This is a genomic window from Pseudomonas sp. B5(2017) (assembly GCF_002112825.1).
GTDB lineage: Bacteria > Pseudomonadota > Gammaproteobacteria > Pseudomonadales > Pseudomonadaceae > Aquipseudomonas > Aquipseudomonas putida_Z.
In genome coordinates, this window is sequence record NZ_NEIR01000006.1 from 185585 (window position 1) to 207131 (window position 21547).

The 21547-nt window shown below is 64.4% G+C and carries 18 protein-coding genes; 8 read left to right on the forward strand and 10 right to left on the reverse strand.

All coding sequences use genetic code 11. The features are described from left to right. Positions 1-196: 196 nt before the first annotated feature. Entirely contained in the window at positions 197-1108 is a 912-nt protein-coding gene (locus tag CAG00_RS11275; RefSeq protein ID WP_025341085.1) for a LysR substrate-binding domain-containing protein, read from the reverse strand. 280 nt (positions 1109-1388) lie between these two features. On the opposite strand from CAG00_RS11275, the gene ycaC (CAG00_RS11285) reads away from it, so the two are divergent. Next, complete coding sequence (gene ycaC, locus CAG00_RS11285; protein ID WP_013974760.1) at positions 1389-2018, forward strand: isochorismate family cysteine hydrolase YcaC; 630 nt, start codon at positions 1389-1391, stop codon at positions 2016-2018. 177 nt (positions 2019-2195) lie between these two features. Here the strand turns inward: ycaC (CAG00_RS11285) and CAG00_RS11290 are convergent, their stop codons facing one another. From CAG00_RS11290 to CAG00_RS11300, 3 genes are all read right to left on the reverse strand, one after another. Then, a complete protein-coding gene (locus CAG00_RS11290; protein WP_085664289.1) occupies positions 2196-2489 on the reverse strand; it encodes a hypothetical protein in 294 nt (97 codons plus the stop codon). Between the two features lie 496 nt (positions 2490-2985). After that, entirely contained in the window at positions 2986-4773 is a 1788-nt protein-coding gene (locus CAG00_RS11295; protein ID WP_085664290.1) for a monovalent cation:proton antiporter-2 (CPA2) family protein, read from the reverse strand. Positions 4774-5015: 242 nt separating this feature from the next. Then, complete coding sequence (locus CAG00_RS11300; RefSeq protein ID WP_085664350.1) at positions 5016-5990, reverse strand: GlxA family transcriptional regulator; 975 nt, start codon at positions 5988-5990, stop codon at positions 5016-5018. A 180-nt stretch (positions 5991-6170) separates the two neighbouring features. On the opposite strand from CAG00_RS11300, the gene CAG00_RS11305 reads away from it, so the two are divergent. Then, complete coding sequence (locus CAG00_RS11305; RefSeq protein ID WP_013974756.1) at positions 6171-6533, forward strand: helix-turn-helix domain-containing protein; 363 nt, start codon at positions 6171-6173, stop codon at positions 6531-6533. A 73-nt stretch (positions 6534-6606) separates the two neighbouring features. Further along, complete coding sequence (gene ycaC / locus CAG00_RS11310) at positions 6607-7233, forward strand: isochorismate family cysteine hydrolase YcaC (RefSeq protein WP_004375560.1); 627 nt, start codon at positions 6607-6609, stop codon at positions 7231-7233. A gap of 117 nt (positions 7234-7350) precedes the next feature. Here ycaC (CAG00_RS11310) and CAG00_RS11315 read toward each other — a convergent pair whose 3' ends face one another. Next, a complete protein-coding gene (locus tag CAG00_RS11315) occupies positions 7351-12399 on the reverse strand; it encodes an ATP-binding sensor histidine kinase (RefSeq protein ID WP_085664291.1) in 5049 nt (1682 codons plus the stop codon). A 238-nt stretch (positions 12400-12637) separates the two neighbouring features. Here CAG00_RS11315 and CAG00_RS11320 point away from each other — a divergent pair, with 238 nt between their 5' ends. Both CAG00_RS11320 and CAG00_RS11325 read left to right on the forward strand, forming a co-directional pair. Continuing rightward, entirely contained in the window at positions 12638-13630 is a 993-nt protein-coding gene (locus CAG00_RS11320) for a response regulator (protein WP_085615914.1), read from the forward strand. Further along, complete coding sequence (locus tag CAG00_RS11325) at positions 13627-13995, forward strand: response regulator transcription factor (RefSeq protein WP_176240875.1); 369 nt, start codon at positions 13627-13629, stop codon at positions 13993-13995. Before CAG00_RS11320 ends, CAG00_RS11325 begins: the two co-directional genes overlap by 4 nt. Before the next feature lie 123 nt (positions 13996-14118). Here the strand turns inward: CAG00_RS11325 and CAG00_RS11330 are convergent, their stop codons facing one another. Together CAG00_RS11330 and CAG00_RS11335 are read right to left on the reverse strand one after the other, a co-directional pair. Continuing rightward, positions 14119-15609, reverse strand: coding sequence for a YifB family Mg chelatase-like AAA ATPase (locus CAG00_RS11330; RefSeq protein ID WP_085664293.1), 1491 nt, complete (start codon positions 15607-15609; stop codon positions 14119-14121). Positions 15610-15748: 139 nt separating this feature from the next. Next, positions 15749-16015, reverse strand: a complete 267-nt coding sequence (locus CAG00_RS11335; RefSeq protein ID WP_025341076.1) for an accessory factor UbiK family protein — start codon at positions 16013-16015, stop codon at positions 15749-15751. 515 nt (positions 16016-16530) lie between these two features. Here CAG00_RS11335 and glnK point away from each other — a divergent pair. From glnK to sutA, 3 genes are all read left to right on the forward strand, one after another. After that, positions 16531-16869 (forward strand): P-II family nitrogen regulator, encoded by a 339-nt coding sequence (glnK, locus tag CAG00_RS11340; RefSeq protein WP_002555808.1) that lies wholly within the window; start codon positions 16531-16533, stop codon positions 16867-16869. 46 nt (positions 16870-16915) lie between these two features. Beyond that, entirely contained in the window at positions 16916-18247 is a 1332-nt protein-coding gene (locus tag CAG00_RS11345) for an ammonium transporter (RefSeq protein WP_025341075.1), read from the forward strand. A gap of 429 nt (positions 18248-18676) precedes the next feature. Further along, positions 18677-19006, forward strand: coding sequence for a transcriptional regulator SutA (sutA, locus tag CAG00_RS11350; RefSeq protein WP_013974748.1), 330 nt, complete (start codon positions 18677-18679; stop codon positions 19004-19006). Between the two features lie 231 nt (positions 19007-19237). Here sutA and CAG00_RS11360 read toward each other — a convergent pair whose 3' ends face one another. The 3 genes from CAG00_RS11360 to CAG00_RS11370 are packed head-to-tail and all read right to left on the reverse strand — an operon-like array spanning position 19238 to position 21539. Then, positions 19238-19933 (reverse strand): HAD family hydrolase, encoded by a 696-nt coding sequence (locus tag CAG00_RS11360; RefSeq protein ID WP_038410237.1) that lies wholly within the window; start codon positions 19931-19933, stop codon positions 19238-19240. After that, the gene (xerC, locus tag CAG00_RS11365) at positions 19930-20829 is read right to left on the reverse strand and encodes a tyrosine recombinase XerC (RefSeq protein WP_013974746.1); all 900 of its coding nucleotides are present in this window, start codon (positions 20827-20829) and stop codon (positions 19930-19932) included. Before xerC ends, CAG00_RS11360 begins: the two co-directional genes overlap by 4 nt. Further along, positions 20829-21539: a DUF484 family protein gene (locus CAG00_RS11370; protein WP_015272252.1), complete on the reverse strand. Its 711-nt coding sequence runs from the start codon at positions 21537-21539 to the stop codon at positions 20829-20831. Before CAG00_RS11370 ends, xerC begins: the two co-directional genes overlap by 1 nt. Positions 21540-21547: the final 8 nt, after the last annotated feature.

A 21547-nucleotide genomic window follows, 5' to 3' on the forward strand; every position in this document is an offset into this window, starting at 1 on the left:
CCGGGAGGGATGATCCGGGAATGTGGATGAAGGATAGGCCAGGGGTCTTGTATGTGTGTGCTCTGGCTGGTTTTGCCTGTGCCGGCCTCTTCGCGGGCTCGCCCGCTCCCACAGATTCACCGCAGGCTCTGAACCCTGTGCAATACCTGTGGGAGCGGGCGAGCCCGCGAAGAGGCCCGTACAGCCAACCCAGAACTCAAGCCATGTCGCTGATCGCAAACTCCTCGGCCAGATGATCGATCAGCGCCCGCACCGACGGCAGCAACCCCCGCCGCGACGGGAAGATCGCATGCACGATGCCGCAACGCGGGTGCCATTCCGGCAACAACTCCACCAGCCGCCCCGCCGCCAGGTCTTCACGCACCGCCACCCGTGGCAGGTGCGCAATACCCACCCCGGCCACCACGAAATGGCGCAGGGCGAACAGGTCGTCCGTCACCATGCGCGGTGTGTGCGGGATGACGATGCTGTGGCTGCTGTCCTCACCCTGGAACAGCTCCCATTGGTACTCACGCTGGGCGCTGCCCCAATGCAGGCTCGGCAGCGTGCCGAGCAGCTGCGGGTCGAAGCCCTTGGGCAACTGCTCCAGGTACTGCGGCTGGCCGACCAGGCACTGGGTACTGTTGCTCAGTACCTTCATCACCATGTCGGTGTTCTCCAGCGGCGGAAAGCGCACCCGCAGGGCAATATCGAAGCCCTCGTGCAGCAGGTCGACGCGGCGGTTGGTGCTCTCGATGAACAGCTCCACCTGCGGGTACTTGAGCATGTAGCGGGTCAGCATCGGCCCGACCCAGGAATTGAGCAGGGTGGTCGGGCAACTGATACGCACCAGGCCACGCGGTTCGCTGCGGTTGCGCTCGATGATCTCCGCCGCGCCCTCGGCCTCCACGCGCATGGCCAGGCAGCGGTTGTAGTAGGCCTGGCCGATCTCGGTGAGCGAACAATGGCGGCTGGTGCGGTGCAGCAGGCGCACGCCCAGGCGGTCTTCGAGATCGGCAATGCGCCGGCTTAGCTTGGACTTGGGCATGTCCAGCGCCCGGCCAGCCGGGGCGAAGCCGCCGTGTTCGACTACCTGGGTGAAGTAGTAGAGGGAGTTGAGGTCTTCCAATGATCGGTCTCCGGGTACTTGGTTGCCTGTGCCGGCCCTTTCGCGGGTAAACCCGCTCCCACAGGTACTGCACAGGGCTCAAGCCCGGCGCCATCCCTGTGGGAGCGGGTTTACCCGCGAAGAGGCCGGCACAGCCCCTACGAATCTATCGTTCATAAAACGGAACGCTAAAGCCAAATTCTGCTATCTACCGCCACAAAGGTGATGATTTTAATCTGTGCCCATCAACGCGAAACACCCCCGAATGCTGAAAAATTCATAACCCTTAGGAGCACGGACCATGAGCAAATTCACCTACAACCGCCTGAACAAAGACGACGCCGCTGTCCTGCTGGTCGACCACCAGGCTGGCCTGCTGTCCCTGGTCCGTGACATCGAGCCGGACAAGTTCAAGAACAACGTGCTGGCCTTGGCCGACCTGGCCAAGTTCTTCAACCTGCCGACCATTCTCACCACCAGCTTCGAACAAGGCCCCAACGGCCCGCTGGTACCAGAGCTGAAAGCCCTGTTCCCGGACGCCCCCTACATCGCCCGCCCAGGCCAGATCAACGCCTGGGACAACGAAGACTTCGTCAAGGCGGTGAAGGCCACGGGCAAGAAGCAGCTGATCATCGCCGGAGTGGTGACTGAGGTCTGTGTAGCGTTCCCGGCGCTGTCGGCCCTGGAAGAGGAGTTCGAAGTGTTCGTGGTGACTGATGCTTCCGGCACCTTCAACGAAATGACCCGCGATGCTGCCCATGACCGCATGAGCCGCGCAGGCGCGCAAATGATGACCTGGTTCGGCGTGGCCTGTGAGCTGCACCGCGACTGGCGCAACGACATCGAAGGGCTGGCGGCGCTCTGCTCCAACCACATTCCGGATTATCGCAACCTGATTACCAGCTACAACGCGCTGACTGCGGGTAAGTAACAGTCCGTTAGTTGAATGCAAAAAGGCCGGCTTCCTCTGTAGGGAGCTGGCCTTTTTTGTTTGCTGCGCTGGCCCTTTCGCGGGTAAACCCGCTCCCACAGGTACTGCACAGTTTCAGCTCCTGTGGTGATCCTTGTGGGAGCGGGTTCACCCGCGAAGAGGCCAGCAAGGACAACATCAATTCATGGGCTGCGACTCAATCCCATCCAACAATGCCTCAACCAACCCTTCTGCCATTTCGACTGCATTCAGGTTGCTCCAGAACAGGCTCTTGCCGGTTTCATCCAGGTGTTCCAGGGCTTTGTAGCCACAGTCGTAGGCGCCGCGCAGGTACTGGGCGATATGCACCAGGGCGTCGTGGGCAGAGACGCCCGGGTTTACTGTGAACAAAGGTGGATGGCCGGCATCGCAGCGGCTGAAAGCGCGCTCTTTGGTGTCGGGAAGAGGTGGATTGGGGACAATCTTTTTCATTGCAGTAAGCTCTCTAGGTTGTACTGCAACCATCCGTTTCCACGCGAAGGGTGGCAGTTGTACGCGGGGTGGAAAACCGGTGAGAGGCAACCCGGTAGGCCATACGGCCTCCCGCGCACAACTGCCATTGACGACAGAACCTCAAACCGAGACGGGTTTCCACACCCGATCGCTGAACCGACAGCGACCCGGCAAGCCTAGAGAGCAGGCTTTCCCCGGACAATCAGACGGGCGTCGACACGGTGCGTAGGATAATTCGTCAGGGTCAGCATTAACGTAGGAAATGGTTCGCTAGGAGGTAGGACCTTGCTGAGACGGACGATTTTTTGATGGTTTTTTGGTATCCGCGTAATGGCAGGGAGGTGACCGTCGGGAGGTTGCAGAATGGCCTCCAGGTGCCTGACGATAGATTTCTGGCGCCTATGAGACCGAGCGCCGCGCGGGCGGCGCTCGATCTCAAGGCCGCTACATCTCTACAGCCATGCGCTCGAAACCCTCAATCCGCATCCGAATCAAACAACCGCTCCAACTCCGCCCGGGCCTCCTTGGCCGTCTGCATCACCTTGGCCCGGTCATCACGCACCTGCCCCTGGGCCACCAGCACCTCTTCGTCATGCTGGGTAAACCGCGCAATCCGGTCCGCCGCCTGCGCCTCGCTCAACCCCAACCCCACCAATGCCCGGCGGGTCATCTCCAGGCTGGAGTAGAACGTCTCGCGAATCGGCTCGGCGCCGACATCCGCCAACTTGTGCACATGCTGGCGGTTACGCGCGCGGGCCAGCACTTTCAGGTGCGGGTACAGGCGTTTCACCCGTTCCGCCGTGTGAATGGCAGCTTCCGGGTCATCGATGGTGATGATGAAGTATTCCGCCTCGCCCACCTTGGCGGCATGCAGCACCTCGGGGCGCAGCGGGTCGCCGTAGAACACGGGTACCTGTTCGAACATACGGGTCATCTCGATGGTGTCCACCGAGGTTTCCAGGGCAATGAACGGAATCTTCTGTGCCCGCAGGATGCGCGCGACGATCTGGCCCATGCGGCCCATGCCGACGATCACCACCCGTGGCGTGTCAGCCTGGATCTGCTTGTAATGCTCCGGCACCTCACGCACAGGTTGCGGGCGCTTGAGGGCGTGGGCGCAGCCAATCATCAGCAGCGGGGTAATGGCCATCGACAGGGTGATGGTCATCAGCAGCAGGTCGTAGGTCTGGGTGTCGAACAAGCCTTGGTCCTTGCCCAGCTTGAACACCACGAAGGCAAATTCGCCACCGGCAGCCAGCACCATGCCCAGGCGCAGGGCGCTGGCGCTGTTCAGGCCACCGGCCAGGCGCCCGACGCCGATCAGCAGTACCAGCTTCACGGCCACCAGCAGCAGGGTCAGGCCCAGCACCACCAAAGGCATTTCAATCAGCAGGCGCAGGTTGGCGCCCATGCCGACGCTGATGAAGAACAGCCCCAGCAGCAGGCCCTTGAACGGTTCGATCTGCGATTCCAGCTCGTGGCGGTATTCCGAGTCGGCCAGCAGCAGGCCGGCGAGGAAGGCACCCAGGGCCATGGAAATGCCGGCTTCTTCCATCAGCCAGGCCGTGCCGATCACAACCAGCAGCGCGGTGGCGGTGGACACTTCCGGCAGGCCGGTGCGGGCCACGGTGCGGAACACCGGGCGCAGCAGGTAGCGGCCACCGACGATGACCACGGCGATGCTGGCGAATACCTTCAGGCCATGCTCCAGGCTGTCGCCGTGGCTGGTGTCCGGGCCACTGGCGGCCAGCAGTGGAACCAATGCGATCAGTGGGATGGCGGCGATGTCCTGGAACAGCAGGATGGCGAACGCCAGGCGGCCGTGCGGGGCGTTGAGCTGCTTGCTTTCGGCCAGGCTCTGCAGGCCAAGGGCGGTGGACGACAGCGCCAGGCCCAGGCCGAGCACGATGGCCGCCGGTAGCGTCTGGCTGAAGCCGAACAGGGCGATGGCGCCGATCAGCGCACCGGTCAGCAGCACCTGGGCGGTGCCGACGCCGAATACGGACTTGCGCATCAGCCACAGGCGCTTGGGCGAAAGCTCGAGGCCGATGATGAACAGCAGCAGGACCACGCCCAGCTCGGAAATGTGCGCCACGCTTTCGGTATCGCGGATCAGGCCCAGCGCCTGCGGGCCGATGATCACGCCGGCGAGCAGGTAACCGAGCACGGCCCCCAGGTGCAGGCGCTTGGCCAGGGGGACGGCGAGGACAGCGGCGAGCAGGAAGATCACCGCGGTTTGCAGAAGGCTGCCTTCGTGTGGCATTGGCTCGTACTCCATGAGCTGCCGGGGCAGCGTTAGATCAGTTTGGCGGACAATTCTGGGGAATGTGGGAGTGCCAGACAATCTGCTGTGAGGAAGACACATTGTCCTGAATCAGGTGACAATCGTGCTGGCCTCTTCGCGGGTGAACCCGCTCCCACAGGTACAGCGGTGTCTTCAAGCCTGCGCAACACCTGTGGGAGCGGGTTCACCCGCGAAGAGGCCGGCACAGGAAATCTGCATACTCAACTGCCACCAAACTGCGCCCGATACTGCGCCGGCGTCATGCCAATCCGCTCGCAGAACACCTTGCGCAAATGCCGGTCACTGCCAAACCCGCACTGCGCCGCCACTACCTTCAACGGCAGGTCGGTGTCTTCCAGCAGCTTGCGCGCGCGGTCGATGCGTGCGTTCTGCAAGTATTGCAGCGGCGTGATGCCCACCTCGCGTTGAAAGGTGCGGGCGAAGTTGCGCCCGCTCATGGCCACCAGGTCGGCCATCTTCTGCACGGTGAAGGCTTGCTCGATATGGTCGACGATATACGCCTGCACCCGTGCAATCGGCGAATCATCCCGCGGCACAGCCGCCAGCAGTGGCCCGTAAGGCGTTTGCCCACCCTGGCGATGGCGGGCGACCAGCAGCACCTTGGCCACTTCCAGGGCCAGCGCCTTGCCGTGGTCTTCGGCCACCACCGCCAGTGCCAGGTCGATGCCAGCGGTGATGCCGCCTGAGGTAATCAGGCAACGGTCGATCACGTAGATCTGCTCTGTCTCGACCTTCGCCTCGGGGAACGCTTGTGCCAGGCGCTCCACGTAGTTCCAGTGGGTGGTACAGCGATAGCCGTCCAGCAGCCCGGCCCGGCCCAGAAGGAATACCCCGGTGCATATTGCACCAAAGCGTTTGGCCCGGCGCACGGCCTGGGGCAGCCAGCGCTCGATGCCTGGCAGGGCGACGTCATAGGCGCCCGGGCCGCCTGGCACCAGCAACAGGTCGACGGCTTCCGGCAAGTCCTCCAGACGCAGGTCGGCCATCACTTTCAGCCCGCATGAGCCGCGCACCGCCGCTTGCCCCTCGGCCAGGGTCAGCAACCGGTATTGCCGCTCTGCAGGCAAGAACCGGTTGGCTATGGCGAAGGCATCCATGGGACCGGTGACATCCAGCAACAACACATCATTGAACAACACCATGGCCACGGTGCGGTGGGCGGGTTTTTCCTGCATCGCTCTTTTGCCTTGAATGCCGGCCGCCACCAGCGGCCCGAAGCTGAATACGAAACGCATCTTAAGGTATCGGCAAAACCGTCAGGGCCAGCAGCGCGCAATTAACAACAATTCAGGTTTGGCTCAGGACTTTGTCATGTGCCGGAGGCGAGACTTTCTGCATTGAACAGGAGAGCCGCCATGCACCCCGGGACGCCCCAAGCGCCGCTGCAAACCCCCGGCGCACTGACGCCGGCGCGCTTGCGCCGGGCCAAGGAACTGATGTTGCACAGCCCGTTGTCGATCATCGAAATCGCCGGGTTATGCAACCTCACCCGCAGCCACTTCTCGCGTGCGTTCAAGGTCAACACCGGCCTCTCGCCCCAGGCGTGGCGCCTGCTGGCACGCATGGAAAAGGCCAAGCGTCTGCTCGCCACCGAGGCGCCGATCACCCACGTGAGCCTGGAATGCGGCTTCTGCGACCAGGCCCATTTCACCCGCGCCTTCAGCCGCCTGGTCGGCCAGCCACCCAAGGCGTGGCGCCAGGCGCAGGCCCATCCTTAAGCCGAACCTATCCGCCGGTATAGCCCCTTGTGAACAGTGCCGGCCTGTTTTCCCAACCCAAGGAGTCACCCCGATGAGCCAACCCGATTACAAGCGCCTGAACAAAGACGACGCCGTGGTGCTGCTGGTCGACCACCAGACCGGCCTGATTTCGCTGGTGCAGGACTTCTCGCCCAACGAGTTCAAGAACAACGTGCTGGCCCTGGGCGACCTGGCCAAGTTCTTCGGCCTGCCGACCATCCTCACCACCAGCTTCGAGCAAGGCCCGAACGGCCCGCTGGTGCCCGAGCTGAAAGAGATGTTCCCGGATGCGCCGTACATTGCCCGCCCTGGCCAGATCAACGCCTGGGACAACGAAGACTTCGTCAAGGCGATCAAGGCCACTGGCCGCAAGCAGCTGATCATCGCTGGCGTGGTGACCGATGTGTGCGTGGCGTTCCCGACCCTGTCGGCGCTGGCGGAAGGTTTTGAAGTGTTCGTGGTGACCGATGCTTCGGGCACCTTCAACGAAACCGTGCAGCAGGCGGCCTGGGTGCGCATGACCCAGGCGGGTGCGCAGATGATGAACTGGTTCTCGGTGGCCTGTGAGCTGCACCGCGACTGGCGCAATGACATCGAAGGGCTGGGTAACCTGCTGTCGCAGCGCATTCCCAACTACCGCAACCTGATGAACAGCTATGCGGCCCTGAGCGCCCGTTGATGTAAACCTGTACCGGCCCTTTCGCGGGTGAACCCGCTCCCACAGGAACCGTGCAGTTCTCAAGCTGTGCACTATCCCTGTGGGAGCGGGTTCACCCGCGAAAGGGCCGGTACAGGCTCAAGAAGGATTCACAGGCAGCGTAAAGCGAATCCGACACCCCCCCAACTCCGACACCAGCGCCTGCAACTGCCCACCATGGGCCTGCACCACCGAGTTGCAGATCGCCAAGCCCATCCCCATGCCGCCGATCTTGGTGGTATGAAACGCATCGAACACTCGCTCGCGCTCATCCGTTGCAATCCCCGGCCCGTTGTCGTCCACGCAGATTTCCACCCCATCCCCGACCACCGCCGACGCAATCCGCAGCACCCCATCGCTGCGATACCCCGCCAGCGCCTCCAGGCCATTGGTAATCAGGTTGAACACCAACTGCTGCAACTGCACCGGGTCGGCCATCACGCTCACCCCCGCCTGCAAGCGCATCTGCACATCCACCGTGCCCTTGGCGGCATCGGCCGAGGTCAGGCGCACCACTTCGCGGATCAGTTCGTCCAGCTTCAATACCTTGAGCTGCATCGGTGACTGCTTGGCCAGCGAGCGCAGTGCACGCACGATGTTGGCGGCCCGTTCGCTGTCGTTGCGGATGTCTTCCAGGCCGGCAATCGCCTCTTCCAGGTCGGGCTTGGCGCGCTTCAGCCAGCGCAGGCTGGCAGCGGCGTTGGAGGCGATGCCCAGCAGCGGCTGGCTGATCTCGTGGGCGATGGACGCTGACAGCTCGTTCATCACCTGCAGGTGCGCCGTGCGCGCCAACTCCGCGCGGGAGCGGCGCAACTCGGCCTCCATCTGGGCGCGGGTCTGGTTGTCTTCGGCCAGGCGTGTGTAGAACTTGGCGGTTTGCAGCGACACTGCCGCCTGCGAGGCGAGTATTTCCAGCATGGCCAGGCGCTGGCTGCCGAACAGGTTCGGTACCAGGCGGTTTTCCAGGTACACCAAGCCGATAAGCACGCCCTGGATCACCAGCGGCAGGCACAGCACCGAACGGGCCTTGCGCGCCTGCAACTGCTGGCGGAAGGCCTCGGGGCAATCGCTCTGGGCATCGTTGAGCACCAGGGGCTTCTTGGTGCGCATGGTGGCGTTGATGATCGACAGCGGCGCCTGGGTCATGAACTTCTGGCAGTCGTCCATGCTCACGTGCAGCCCGGCGTCGTCGATGTAGGCGAGGGCCGCCATCTGGAATTCGGCACCGCTGACGATCAGCAGCGCACCGTGGTCGGCGCCGGAATGCTGGGTCAGCTGGCCCATCAGGGTTTCGATCAGGCCCTCGAGCAGCACTTCCTCGGACAGCGCCCGTGCTGCCTCGATGCCGGCTTCCAGGTCGAGCTTGGCCTGGTGGGTGGCGCGGTGGCTTTCCTGGATCGGCTGGGTGCGCAGGAACGGGTGCAAAGCCTCCAGTTGGTGCACCTTGCCTGTCGCGCCCCAGATATGGAAACAGTCGCGGGCGATGCGCAGGTGCAGGTTGGCGCCGGAGATCAGGCCGCTGGGGATGCATACCTCGGCCAGCTGTTCGTGGGCCAGCGCCTGCTCGTGGATGAAGCCGGCGGCGGTGGCGGCGATCTGTGCCTGGTCGAAGCAGCGGATGGCGACCAGGCCGTCGCCTTCGAGCTTGGCGATCACACCTTCGATCAGCAACAGCTTGTTGCGGAAGGTGGCCGGGTTGAAGCCGGCCCAGCGGCCGAAGCGCTCGCGCAGGGTGTGTAGCTCGCGCAGCTTGTCGGCAAGGCTGCCAATAGCCTCGGGGCTGCCCAGGGCCAGGCCACGGAACAGGTGATAGTCGGCCAGGTTGATGTGCGCCGGTACCGCCCAGGTGTTGTCGCCGGCCAGTGCCAGGTTGCGCATGGCCTGCGGGATATTGCCCAGGTAGAAGTCGCACATACCGGCCATCAGGTACTGGAAGAACCGCGTGGTAGGCGATTTCGAGGCTGCGGCCGAGGCCGGGCAGGGCGTGCCGCTCAATTTGGCGACGAACGCTTGCTGGGCCTGCAGGATCTGCTCGATGTCGCGGTAACCGTAGCGACGCACGGTGGCCAGGCCTTGCGCCAGTTCCTCCACCACGTCCGGCAGGTAGCGGCCCATGAACAGCGAATCGGAAACCAGGTGGTTGCAGGCATAGCAGCTCATCGCCAGGTCGCCGCTCACGCGCCCTGAGTCGACCGCATCCAGCGCGGTACGGCGGGCAAACTCCATGGGCGAGGTCCAGGCGCTTACCTGGTCCAGGGCCAGCAGCGCGCTGGTCAAGTCAGCGTCGAAACCGTGCCGCTCTATCAGTTTGAGCGCAGCCAGGCAGCAAGCATGGCCATCATGGTAGGCGCCGAAGCGCTCGGCAATCATCACTCCGTACCAGGCCATGCCGTAGGTGCTACCCGGGGCGACGCCGTGCAGCAGCGACAGCTCCATTAGCTTGGCCAGGTGCAGGAAGCAGATGTCGTCCTTTACGAAAAACGATGACGACAGGGTGGCCAGCAGGCTGATGGCAACCGTCACTTCCTCCGAATCGGTGCGCTGCAGCGACTCCAGGCAGTGGCGGCCTTTCTGTTCGACCAAGGCCTGTACATGGGCATGACTGGCCTCGACCTGTTGCCAGTCGACACCCCGCACCGGGCTTATACCCAGCAAGTCCAGGCCGGATATGGCGCTGTCGATGGCCGCCTGATAGTCGCCGCGCAAGGTGTACAGCAGCGCCTGCAGGCGACACACCCGCGCCTGGTCCAACGCCGAGCGAGCGCGCTGGCGGCATTCAGTGATGCGGGCCTCGGCCGCGATCATTCGCGACAGTTGCATGTCGCATTCGGTCGCCATGCAGGCGATGGCAAAGCCATGCGTGGCGCGGCTTTCCAGCGTTGCGCCGTGGTGCAGCAACTGCTCGGCCGTGTGCAGGTAGCCAGCTGTCTGTTCGAAAGCGCCGCCGTCGCGTGCGCGTGCCGCGGCTTCGCGTAGAAGCTGCAGGAACGCTTCGCAGTCATCCGCTGCAAACCCGCATGGGCTGGCGCGTTGCAGCTGGTTGGCAAGCTCGAACAGTGCCTCGTGCAGGCGCCCCGGCCAGGCCTGGCGCATGGCCAGGGCGATATTTGCATGCAGCTGGGCACGCTCGCGCGCGGGCGTGAGAGCGTACGCGGCTTCCATCACCCGCTCGTGGGCGAAGCCCAGGCCGTTCTGGCCCGATTGCAGGAAACCCGCGCCAATCAAGGCTTTCAACGGTTCGCCGGGCACTTGAGAGAGCACCTGCTGAAGCAGGCGTTCATCGCAGCGGCTGCCCGCAGCGCTGGCCACTCGCAGCAGGTCGCGCTGCGGCTCTGGCAGGCGCGCCAGGCGGTGGATCATCAGGTCGGCGACATTGTCGGAATAGCGGTGGCGGGCCACGGCCTTCAGGCACCATGACCAGCGCATGGCCTGGGTGTCGAAGGTGAACAGCTGGTCCTCGACCAGGGCCCGGAGAATCTGATTGATGAAGAACGGGTTGCCCGCCGTCTTGTCGTGCACCAGTTCGGCCACCTGCAATGCATCCTCGGGGCCGACATGGTAGCGCTCGCCGATCAGCTCGGTCACCGCGCCCACCGCCAGGGGCCGCAGGTTCAGCGTGGTGCTGCGCACCGCTGCGGGCAAGGCAAGGGGTGTACTGCTGGCTGGCGCATCATTGCGCCGGGCGAAGATCAGCAACAGGTTGCCGGGCGCGTGAGCCAGCAGTTGCGCCAGCAGTTGCTGGCTGGCGTCGTCGACCCACTGCAGGTCATCGAAGAACAGCACCAGCGGCTGGCCGGGGCGGCTGAACACCTGCAGGAATTCGACGATCGCCCGCAGCTCCTTCTGCAGCGCCAGGCGCGTGGGCTTGGCCGGCAATTCGGGCAGGGGGCCGAGGACCAGTTGCAGGTCTGGCGCCAGCTTGCCGAGCAGCCGGCCGTGGCCCTTGATGCGGCGCAGGATCTCGCGGCGCAGAGTGTCGAGGTCCTGGCTGTTCTGGGCCAGCAACTGGGTGGTCAGCGCGCCGAGAATTTCGACCCAGGGCGCGTAGGGCACGGCCTGGGCAACGCCGCTGCACTTGCCGGTGGCCCAGTAGCCCTGGGCGTTGGCCTTGAGTGCTGCCTCGACCAGGCTCGACTTGCCCATGCCGGTAGCCCCATTGATGAACAGGGCCTGTGGCTTGCTGTCACGGCGCAGGGCCTTGAGCAGCAGGGCGATGGCCTTCTGCTCGGCGCAGCGGCCATACAGGCGTGCGCGGTCGGGCGTGACCGGGTCGGCACAGCCTGGTTCGAAGGCCTCCATGGACTTGCTGGCGGCCCACTGCCGCTGGCAATGGGCCAGGTCCACCGACAGGGCGCGGGCACTCTGGTAGCGGGCGTCCGGCTCTTTGGCCAAAGCCTTGGCCAGGATCCGGCTGAGAGGTTGCGGCACATTGCTGTCCACTTCGCAGGCCGCTCGTGGCTGCACGCCGGCATGCAGCTGGCGCCAGTGCTGGGTGTCGCGTCCGGCCAGCGGCAATTCGCCCAGCAGTAGCTGATAGAGGATCGCGCCAAGGGCATAGATGTCGGTGCGTCGGTCGCTGCTGCTGCCATGTGGGCAGACCTGTTCCGGCGCCAGGTACGCCCAGTTGCCGAGCGCGGTGCCCTGTTCACTGATCAGCTCCGCCGGGTCGGCGCGAAAGCAGCCCAGCCGCACTCGCTGGTTGGAGTGCAGGCACACATGTTCGGGCTGCAGCGCGCCGTGCAGCACGTTGCGTTCGTGGGCCTGGGCCAAGGCAGTGGCCGCGTTTACTGCAATCTCGAGAAACGGCGTCAGGGCTGCTGGGCCTTCTGCGATAAGGTCGGCGATTGAGCGGCCGGCCGGGTACACCAGTAGCGGGCCTTCGGCCGAACGTACGAACGCCGAGGGGATCACCGCCCACTGCGGGTCGAGTTGCAGGCGGTAGTCACGTTCCAGGCGCTGGCAGGCGGCGGGGGCCTCGCGCGGGGCGCGCACGGCGATCCAGGCCTGGTGGGTGGCAGGGTCGCGCAGGCGGAAGTAGCTGAGCTCACCTTCCTGGCCCAGCGCGCTGATGTCGCACCGGTTCAGCCAGCCCTCGTCGACGGTCTGGTCGTAATCGATGGGCCTGTGGGCAAGGCGTTCATCGAGCATAAGGCACCCCTGCTAGCGACATCCTGACGCGCGAGTATACGCAGCGAGCCCAGCACGGATGCGGCCTGCAGCCTGCTTGGCAGGAACGGGCACGCTGTTGTCCGTTATCGTCCCCTGGGGGCTGGCGGGCTTTTGTATAGTCCCCAGGCCAACCTATCCCTCGGGATAATTGTCTGAAGGCGTACGCTGGCCTAGGCTGCCCGGGGCTGGGAAACGCCCATGCCCGCGCGAGGAAGCCATGATCCGAATAGGTAATGCCCAGGTGTCGCTGGAGCGGCGCGAAGCCTTTGTTGATGGCAAGCCGATCCTGTTGGGCGGGCGTGCCTTCGAGGTGCTGGCTACGCTGATCAAGGCCAAGGGCCGGGTGGTCGGCAAGGACGAGCTGTTCAGCCAGGTGTGGGCTGGCACGGTGGTGGAGGACAACAACCTGCAGGTGCAGGTGTCCTTGCTGCGCAAGGCCTTTGGCGACCGTGGCCTGATCCAGACCGTGCCGCGCCGGGGCTATCGCCTGGCCGCCGAGATCAGTCTCGAGGTGCCTGGCGAGGCGTTGGGCAAATCGCCGCTGTGCGCCGTGGCCGACACTGTCGAGTTGTTCGATGAGCACTTGAACGTGCCGGTGCTGGTGGTGGATGACGACCCGTCGGTGCGTACGGCGTTAGGCCGCCTGCTGCGCTCGCAGGACATTCCGCATCATTTGTTCGCCAGTGCCGAGGCGTTGTTCGAGGCCCGCCTGGAAACCCCCTATGCCTGCCTGTTGCTGGACATGCACCTGCCCGATACCAGCGGCCTGGAGGTACAAGACGCGCTGCGCCGGCTGGCGCTGCCCTGGCCGATCGTGTTCATGACCGGCTTCGGCACCATCCCGATGACCGTCCAGGCCATGCGTGCCGGGGCCGTGGAGTTCCTGACCAAACCGTTCGACGAAGACCAGCTGCTGACACTGCTGCAGGCGGTGCGCACGCGTGCCGTGGCCGAAGGGCGCAGGTGGCACCATGCGCGGCAGGTCGAGGAAAAGTACCAGCGCCTGACCCAGCGCGAGCGCCAGGTGTTCTCGCTGGTGGTTGGCGGCCTGTCGCACAAGCAGATCGCCAAGCAGATCGGCACCAGCGAGGTGACGACCAAGGTGCACAAGAAGAACATCATGAACAAGATGCAGTCCCGCTCGCTGCTGGAGCTGGTGGCCATGCACAACGTCATCGGGGCGCAGCCTGAGGGCCTGGGCGGCGCATGAGCAGAGCGGTGTGCATCGTCGACGACGATGCGTCGGTGCGCAAAAGCCTGGCCAACCTGCTGCGTTCGGCAGGTTTCGAGACCTTGTCGTTTGCTGCAGGGGACCTGTTCCTGGCCTCGGCACTGGCGCGGCAAGCGGGGTGTGTGCTGCTCGACCTGAGGATGCCCGGAATGAGCGGGCTGGCGGTGCAGCGCGAACTGGCCCGGCTGGAGTGGCGTTTGCCGGTGATCTGCATGTCGGCGCATTGGGATGAAGGGGCGGTGCGGGCGGCGATGGCGCTTGGGGCGCTGGTCTGCCTGGGCAAGCCATTTTCTGAAGAGGTGCTGCTGAAGGTGGTTGAGGATGCTTTGGTGGGCAGCCAGTGATGCCTGTGTCGGCCCTTCGCGGGCTTGCCCGCTCCCACAGGGATCTCCACAACCCTTGAAACTGTGGTGTCTCTTGTGGGAGCGGCCTTGTGTCGCGATGGGCTGCAAGGCAGCCCCGGCAATTTAACTGCTCCCCGGCCGGTACTGCAGGGCCTCGGCCAGATGCGCCCGGCCAATTGTCTGGCTACCTTCCAGATCCGCCAGCGTTCGCGCCACCTTCAACAACCGGTGTGCCGCGCGCAACGACAGGGTCAGCCGTTCACATGCCCCCTCCAGCCAGGCCTGGTCCGCCGCTGCCAACCCACAATGGCGGCGCAACCCCTCAAGGTCGAGAAACGCATTCGCACACCCTTGCCGCCGCTGTTGCAGTTCACGTGCCTCGGCTACCTTGGCCGCCACATCGGCACTGGTCTCGCCGCAGGGCTGGTTGTTCAGCGTGGTGCTCTCCCGGGCCACGGTCAGGTGCAGGTCGATACGGTCCAGCAACGGCCCGGACAGCTTGTTGCGATACCGCGCGATCTGCTCGGTACTGCAGCGGCAGCGGCCAGTGGGGTCGCCCAGGTAGCCGCAAGGGCAGGGGTTCATTGCCGCCACCAGTTGGAAACGTGCCGGGAAGCGCACCTTGTCGCGGGCCCGGGCAATCACGATCTCGCCCGACTCCAACGGCTCGCGCAACACCTCCAGCACACGCCGCTCGAATTCCGGCAGTTCGTCCAGAAACAGCACGCCATGGTGGGCCAGGGTGATTTCGCCCGGTTGCGGCCGGCTGCTGCCGCCGACCAGTGCCGGGCCGGAGGCGGAGTGATGCGGATGGCGGAAGGGCCGCTGCGGCCAGCTGCTCAGTGGCGTATGGCCGCTGACCGACTGTATCGCCGCCACTTCCAGTGCTTCGTGCTCGTCCAGTGGTGGCAGCAGCCCCGGCAAGCGGCTGGCAAGCAAGGTTTTACCGGTACCGGGAGGCCCGGTGAACAAAAGGTTGTGCGCCCCGGCCGCCGCTAGCAGCAGCGCACGCTTGGCCGCCAGTTGGCCCTGCACTTCGCTCAGGTCCGGGTACGGACGTTGCTGCAGGATCAGGCCGTTGGCGGCATACGGTGGCAACGGCACCTGGCCGTTCAGGTGGGCGACCAGTTCCAGCAGGTGCCCCACTGCATACACCACCAGCCCGCCTGCCAGGCTGGCTTCCTCGGCATTCTCCCGCGGCACCACCAGCGCCCGGCCTGCTTCGCGTGCCGCCAGTGCTGCGGGCAACACGCCCTGCACCGGGCGCAACTTGCCAGACAGCGCCAGTTCGCCCAGGCATTCGACCTCGGCAAGGGTGGCCGTTGGTACCTGGCCATCGGCGGCGAGGATACCCAGGGCAATTGCCAGGTCATAGCGCCCGCCATCCTTGGGCAGGTCGGCGGGGGCGAGGTTCTGGGTGATGCGCCGCTGCGGGTAGTTCAAACCGGAGTTGACGATGGCGCTGCGTACCCGGTCCTTGCTCTCTTTGACCGTGGTTTCCGGCAGACCGACCAGCGTGAGATGGGGCAAGCCGTTGGCCAGGTGGGTTTCGACGCTGACCGCCGGTGCCTGCACGCCCACCTGGGCGCGGCTGTGGACGAGGGCTAGGGACATGGACGCTCCGTTGTCGCTGAAAAGGGCCGCTTCCTGCGGCTTTGCAAGCATAGCCAGCGCGGCCCGGGCCGGAGCTACAAGTGTGCGTCGTGGTTTTTCAGGCTAGGGCGTTACCCTGTATTTTCATGCCCTTGCGCATTCATTCATCCTGCGGGGCTGGATTCAGCCGTGCTTCCAGTTCGGCTACCTGTTTTTCCAGGGCTTCGAGGCGTGCGCGGGTGCGCGCCAGGACGACCATCTGGCTGTCGAATTCTTCGCGGCTGACCAGGTCCAGCTTGCTGAAGGCACCTTGCATCAGCACCTTGAACTGGCTTTCCAGTTCGGCGCGGGGCTGGGCGGTATCGCTGCTGAACAGGCGCGAGGCCTGGTCGCTCAGGGCATCGAGAAGGGCTTTGGGCGCGAGCATGGGGCTGTCCACTGATACTGGGAAATGGCCGGCAGTGTAGCACGCACACATGCGCATCTGATCCGGTCGCGGGCTTGTGTAGGAGCGGCCTTGTGTCGCGAAAGGGCCGCACAGCGGCCCCAGCGATATCAGTATCCAGGCACAAATCGTGGGGGCGCTTCGCACCCCTATCGCGACACAAGGCCGCTCCTACAGAAAGCAGCGCACCTCTGAAACTGCACATTTTTCGAGCAATGCGCCAGGCCGGGATGCACCGAAATTGTGCATGTTTCCCATGCTGGCGACTGGCCAATCCCGACTGATTCACATAACTCCCTGTTTTCCCGAGCTTTGACGGAACTGGCAAGGTTTCTGCAAAGACCAGTGCGAGCCATGCACTGATGCAGTTCCTTGTGACCAGGCAGTGCGCACGCGGAGCCGGATGCCGACGACGCGTTACAAAGCCAACCGCTGCGCTTAGACTTGAGACGGGTTTGTTTTCCTGGGGCAAGTCCACCAAATCGGGAGAGAGTTTCATGAAGCTAGTCACAGCCATCATCAAGCCGTTCAAGCTGGACGACGTGCGCGAGTCGCTGTCGGAAATCGGCGTGCAGGGCATCACCGTCACCGAAGTCAAAGGCTTCGGTCGGCAGAAGGGCCATACCGAGCTGTATCGCGGTGCTGAATACGTGGTCGATTTCCTGCCCAAGGTGAAGATCGATGTCGCCATCGATGACAAGGACCTTGATCGGGTAATCGAAGCCATCACCAAGGCAGCCAACACCGGCAAGATCGGTGACGGCAAGATTTTCGTGGTGAATCTGGAGCAGGCGATCCGTATCCGTACCGGCGAAACCGATACCGACGCGATCTAAGCAGCAACAAAGCCTCACCAAACCCAACGCCCCAGGAGAAAACAACATGACTCTGCGTAAGATCGCAGGGCTAGGAGCCCTATTGTCCCTCGTAATGCCCGGGCTTGCCCTGGCAGAGGAAGCTGCCCCAGCGCTGAACTCCGGCGACACCGCCTGGATGCTGACCGCAACGGCGCTGGTGCTGTTCATGACCATTCCGGGCCTGGCCCTGTTCTATGGCGGCATGGTGCGTTCCAAGAACGTGCTGTCGGTGATGATGCAGTGCTTTGCAATCACTGGCCTGATGAGCATTCTCTGGGTCGTCTACGGCTACAGCATGGCCTTCGATACCACTGGTATGGAAAAGGGCGTGCTCAACTTCAATTCCTTCGTCGGCGGGTTCTCCAAGGCGTTCCTCAGCGGCGTCACGCCCTCGAACCTGACCTCGGCTGCCGCGCTGTTCCCTGAAGCGGTATTCATCACCTTCCAGATGACCTTCGCCATCATCACCCCGGCGCTGATCGTCGGTGCCTTCGCCGAGCGCATGAAGTTCTCCGCGATGCTGGTGTTCATGGGCATCTGGTTCACCCTGGTCTACGCGCCGATCGCGCACATGGTCTGGAGCGGTGACGGTGCACTGATGTGGGACTGGGGCGTGCTGGACTTCGCCGGCGGCACCGTGGTGCACATCAACGCCGGTATCGCTGGCCTGGTCTGCTGCCTGGTGCTGGGCAAGCGCAAGGGCTACCCGACCACCCCGATGGCCCCGCACAACCTGGGCTACACCCTGATGGGCGCGGCCATGCTGTGGATCGGCTGGTTCGGCTTCAACGCAGGCTCTGCCGCTGCCGCCAACGGCACCGCCGGCATGGCCATGCTGGTGACCCAGATCGCCACCGCCGCCGCGGCCCTGGGCTGGATGTTCGCCGAGTGGATCGGCCACGGTAAGCCGAGCGCCCTGGGCATCGCATCGGGCGTGGTCGCCGGCCTGGTCGCCATCACCCCGGCTGCCGGTACCGTAGGCCCGATGGGCGCCCTGGTGATCGGCCTGGTCTCGGGTGTGGTCTGCTACTTCTGCGCCACCAGCCTCAAGCGCAAGCTGGGCTATGACGACTCGCTGGATGCCTTCGGCGTGCACGGCATCGGCGGTATCATCGGCGCCATCCTCACCGGCGTGTTCGCAGCCCCGGCGCTGGGCGGCTTCGGTGCCGTCACCGACATCGGCATGCAGGTCTGGATCCAGGCCAAGGGCGTGATCTTCACCGTGGTCTACACCGCCATCGTCACCTACGTGATCCTCAAGGTGCTGGATGTGGTGATGGGCCTGCGGGTCAGCGAAGAAGAAGAGTCGGTCGGCCTCGACCTGGCTCAGCACAACGAGCGCGGCTACAACCTGTAACTGCGACGCGGTAAAAACTTGCCCGGCTTGCCGGGCATTTTTTTGCCAGATTTTTAGCATTTCCCGCACGGCAAACGGTTTATCCGACACGTTCGCGACGTAGGCGGAAATCTTACAAAACGCAGAGCATTCATGGTGCTTTGCTTTTTCTGCTGGCGCGCTAGAATGCGCGCCGAAGGGTGTTTGACGAGTAGTCCACACGCTTCGCCAGCCTTTGCTAGGCTTGCCAATAGCGTGTGGCCAGCAGGGGCTAAAGGATTTGTCAGGTCCTGCCAGGAGCAGGGCCTGCTGGGTGCCGCCTCCCATCAGGAGCGCCGACCCTAGGGCAGTGGCCTAACCCACGGCCAGTTGAATTTTCACTGGTGGCTGCCGGTCTACGGCTGCACTGGTCTATAACTAACCTGCTTTTCGCAAGTCATGAGGTAGAACATGAGCGACGACGATCTGGAAAATGATGACCTCGAAGTAGGCGACGAAGACGAGGGCGATGAAGGCCTCGAAGCGGCAGCTGATGACGGCGCCGAAGACGCTGGCGATGACGACAGCAGCCCGGCACCCGCTGCCAAGGGCAAATCCAAGGCCGCGGTCTCGGTAGACGAGATGCCGAGCATGGAAGCCAAGCAGAAGGAGCGTGACGCCCTGGCCAAGGCCATGGAAGAGTTCCTCGCTCGCGGCGGCAAGGTTCAGGAAGTCGAGGCCAACGTGGTCGCCGACCCGCCCAAGAAACCGGACAACAAGTACGGCAGCCGCCCTATCTGAGTGGCTGATCGGAAAAAAGCCCGCCGTCGCTGCGGGCTTTTTTGTGCCTGCTGTTCAGGCCAGGTTGACGCGGTCCCTGTAGGAGCGGCCTTGTGTCGCGAAAGGGCTGCGAAGCAGCCCCAGGGTTTTTGCGTAGATGCACGAATTGCTGGGGCTGCTTCGCAGCCCTTTCGCGACACAAGGCCGCTCCTACAACGGGCCGCGCAGGCCTCGAGGGCTGTGCAGTACCTGTCAGCGCCAGCGCGCGAGGATGTCGGGTAACTGCGACAGGCGCTGGATCTCGGCATCAGGCGCCTGTTCGCCTGCCCACGCCTTGCCCTGCGGGTTGAACCACACCGCACGCAGCCCGGCGCGCTGGGCGCCGGCGATGTCATCGCCCGGGTGGTCACCGATGTGCACCGCCGCGCTGGCTTCCACGTCGCCGCGGCGCAGGGCTTCGAGGAACGGCGCCGGGTCCGGCTTGCCGATGCCGAGGTCCTCGGCACACAGGGCAAAGCGGAAATAGTCCGCCAGCCCCAGCCGGCTCACGTCGGCATTGCCGTTGGTGACCACGCCCAAGGTGTAGTGATGGCGCAGGATCTCCAGCACCGGCTGTACCTCCGGGAAGATCTCCACCTGGTGACGGGCATGCAGGAATACTTCGAAACCTTCGTTGGCCAGCTCCTGCGCATGCTTTTCGCTGTAGCCGACTTCTTCCAAGGCATGGAACAGCACCCGTCGGCGCAGGGCGCTGATGCGGTGCTTCAGGCCGGGTTCAGCTTGCACCAGGCGCTCGCGAATGGCGAACAGGTGCTCCACCGGCACGCCGCCAAGGATTGGGGCGTTGGCTTCGAGCCAGTCGCGCAGCACGACTTCCGCGCTGGCAATCACCGGCGCGGTATCCCACAGGGTGTCGTCGAGGTCGAAGGTGATCAGCTTGATGCTCATGAGTCTGTGCCTTTGCTGCGTTTGGCCCGAGGGTGGGCGCTGTCGTACACCGCGGCCAGGTGCTGGAAGTCCAGGTGGGTATAGATCTGCGTGGTGCCGATGTCGGCATGGCCGAGCATCTCTTGCACTGCGCGCAGGTCCTGGGACGATTCCAGCACGTGGCTGGCGAAGGAATGGCGAAGCATGTGTGGGTGCAGGTGCTGGCCCAGCTCGCGCTCACCGGCTGCCTTCACCCGTTGCTGAACGGCCCGTGGGCTGATGCGGTTGCCCTGGCGGGTGATGAACACCGCGCGGTCGCGCGGGTTGCCGATGCCGCGCAGGCGGTACCAGGCCTGCAACGCTTCGCGGGCCTTGCGGCCGACCGGCAGCACGCGGGCCTTGCCGCCCTTGCCCAGCACCTGCACCAGGCCGGCGGCGAGGTCCAGGTGATCGAGGTCGAGGTTGGTCAGCTCGGACAGGCGCAGGCCCGACGAATAGAACAGTTCGAGGATGGCCTGATCGCGACGGGCGATGAAGTCATCGTCGACACCGCCATCGAGCAGTTGCAGGGCGCGGTCGGTGTCCAGCACCTTGGGCAGCCGGCGTTCGCCCTTGGGCGCGCTCAGGCCGCTGGCCGGGTCGTGCTGGCACAGGCCTTCGCGGTTGAGATAGCGGTACAGGCCACGCACCGCCGACAGTAGCCGGGCCAGGCTGCGCGAGGACTGGCCGTGGTGGTGCTGGCGGGCGATCAGCTGGCGCAGTTGCTGGATCTGCAGCGCCTGCCAATCGGCAATGCCGTGCTCCTTGCAGTAGGCGACCACCTTGTCCAGGTCGCGACGGTAGCCCAGCAGGGTGTGTTCGGACACCTGGCGCTCGTTGCGCAGGTGTGCGCAATAAGCCTCCAGCTGGCGTTCCATCAGCGTACCGGGCGCAGGGTCTGGGTAACGCGTGGCACAACGCGGCCAAGCACCTCGGCAATGTAGCCAAGGAACAAGGTGCCGACGCTGCTCTTGTAGTGTTGCGGGTCGCGGCTGCCGATCGCCAGCACCCCGTGCAGACCCTGGTATTCCAGGGCAGCCACGGCGCTGGAGCCCACTTCCCGGCGCTGTTCTTCACCGAACAGGAAGGCCAGCTCGTGCTCGCGCAAGTTGCCGCTGACCGTCTTGCCGCCGCCCAGCAGGGCACCGATGGCCTGCTGCGCTTCGGCGTTGCTGACCCAGCGCCCGACCGGCGCGACGTTTTCGCCGAACAGGATCAGGCTGACGAAGGGCACCTGGAACTCCTGGCGCAGGCTGTCTTCGACCGCCATCACCACTTCTTCCAGGCTGCCGGCGTCGAGCAGGTCGAGGATCAGCCGGCGGGTCTTGTCGAACAGCCGATCGTTGTCGCGGGCCACGTCCATCAGTTGCGACAGGCGGTGGCGCATCTCGATGTTGCGGTCGCGCAGCAGCTTGAGCTGGCGCTCCACCAGCGACACGCTGTCGCCACGCTGGTGCGGGATGCGCTGTTCGATCAGCAGCTCGTCGTGCTCGGCGAAGAAGGTGGGGTGGGCGCGCAGGTAGGCGACCACCGCTTCGGCATCGAGCTCGGCGGACTGCTGGGGTACAACCTGGGGCTGATCGGTCATGGCGGTTA

Coding starts and splice junctions, on each gene's coding strand:
- CAG00_RS11295 (WP_085664290.1), bottom strand. CDS start 4,773: ATGCCACACGAAGGCAGCCTTCTGCAAACCGCGGTGATCTTCCTGCTC.
- CAG00_RS11320 (WP_085615914.1), top strand. CDS start 12,638: ATGATCCGAATAGGTAATGCCCAGGTGTCGCTGGAGCGGCGCGAAGCC.
- ycaC (WP_004375560.1), top strand. CDS start 6,607: ATGAGCCAACCCGATTACAAGCGCCTGAACAAAGACGACGCCGTGGTG.
- ycaC (WP_013974760.1), top strand. CDS start 1,389: ATGAGCAAATTCACCTACAACCGCCTGAACAAAGACGACGCCGCTGTC.
- CAG00_RS11300 (WP_085664350.1), bottom strand. CDS start 5,990: ATGCAGGAAAAACCCGCCCACCGCACCGTGGCCATGGTGTTGTTCAAT.
- CAG00_RS11330 (WP_085664293.1), bottom strand. CDS start 15,609: ATGTCCCTAGCCCTCGTCCACAGCCGCGCCCAGGTGGGCGTGCAGGCA.
- CAG00_RS11345 (WP_025341075.1), top strand. CDS start 16,916: ATGACTCTGCGTAAGATCGCAGGGCTAGGAGCCCTATTGTCCCTCGTA.
- CAG00_RS11315 (WP_085664291.1), bottom strand. CDS start 12,399: ATGCTCGATGAACGCCTTGCCCACAGGCCCATCGATTACGACCAGACC.
- CAG00_RS11335 (WP_025341076.1), bottom strand. CDS start 16,015: ATGCTCGCGCCCAAAGCCCTTCTCGATGCCCTGAGCGACCAGGCCTCG.
- CAG00_RS11325 (WP_176240875.1), top strand. CDS start 13,627: ATGAGCAGAGCGGTGTGCATCGTCGACGACGATGCGTCGGTGCGCAAA.
- CAG00_RS11370 (WP_015272252.1), bottom strand. CDS start 21,539: ATGACCGATCAGCCCCAGGTTGTACCCCAGCAGTCCGCCGAGCTCGAT.
- xerC (WP_013974746.1), bottom strand. CDS start 20,829: ATGGAACGCCAGCTGGAGGCTTATTGCGCACACCTGCGCAACGAGCGC.
- CAG00_RS11360 (WP_038410237.1), bottom strand. CDS start 19,933: ATGAGCATCAAGCTGATCACCTTCGACCTCGACGACACCCTGTGGGAT.
- CAG00_RS11290 (WP_085664289.1), bottom strand. CDS start 2,489: ATGAAAAAGATTGTCCCCAATCCACCTCTTCCCGACACCAAAGAGCGC.
- glnK (WP_002555808.1), top strand. CDS start 16,531: ATGAAGCTAGTCACAGCCATCATCAAGCCGTTCAAGCTGGACGACGTG.
- CAG00_RS11305 (WP_013974756.1), top strand. CDS start 6,171: ATGCACCCCGGGACGCCCCAAGCGCCGCTGCAAACCCCCGGCGCACTG.
- sutA (WP_013974748.1), top strand. CDS start 18,677: ATGAGCGACGACGATCTGGAAAATGATGACCTCGAAGTAGGCGACGAA.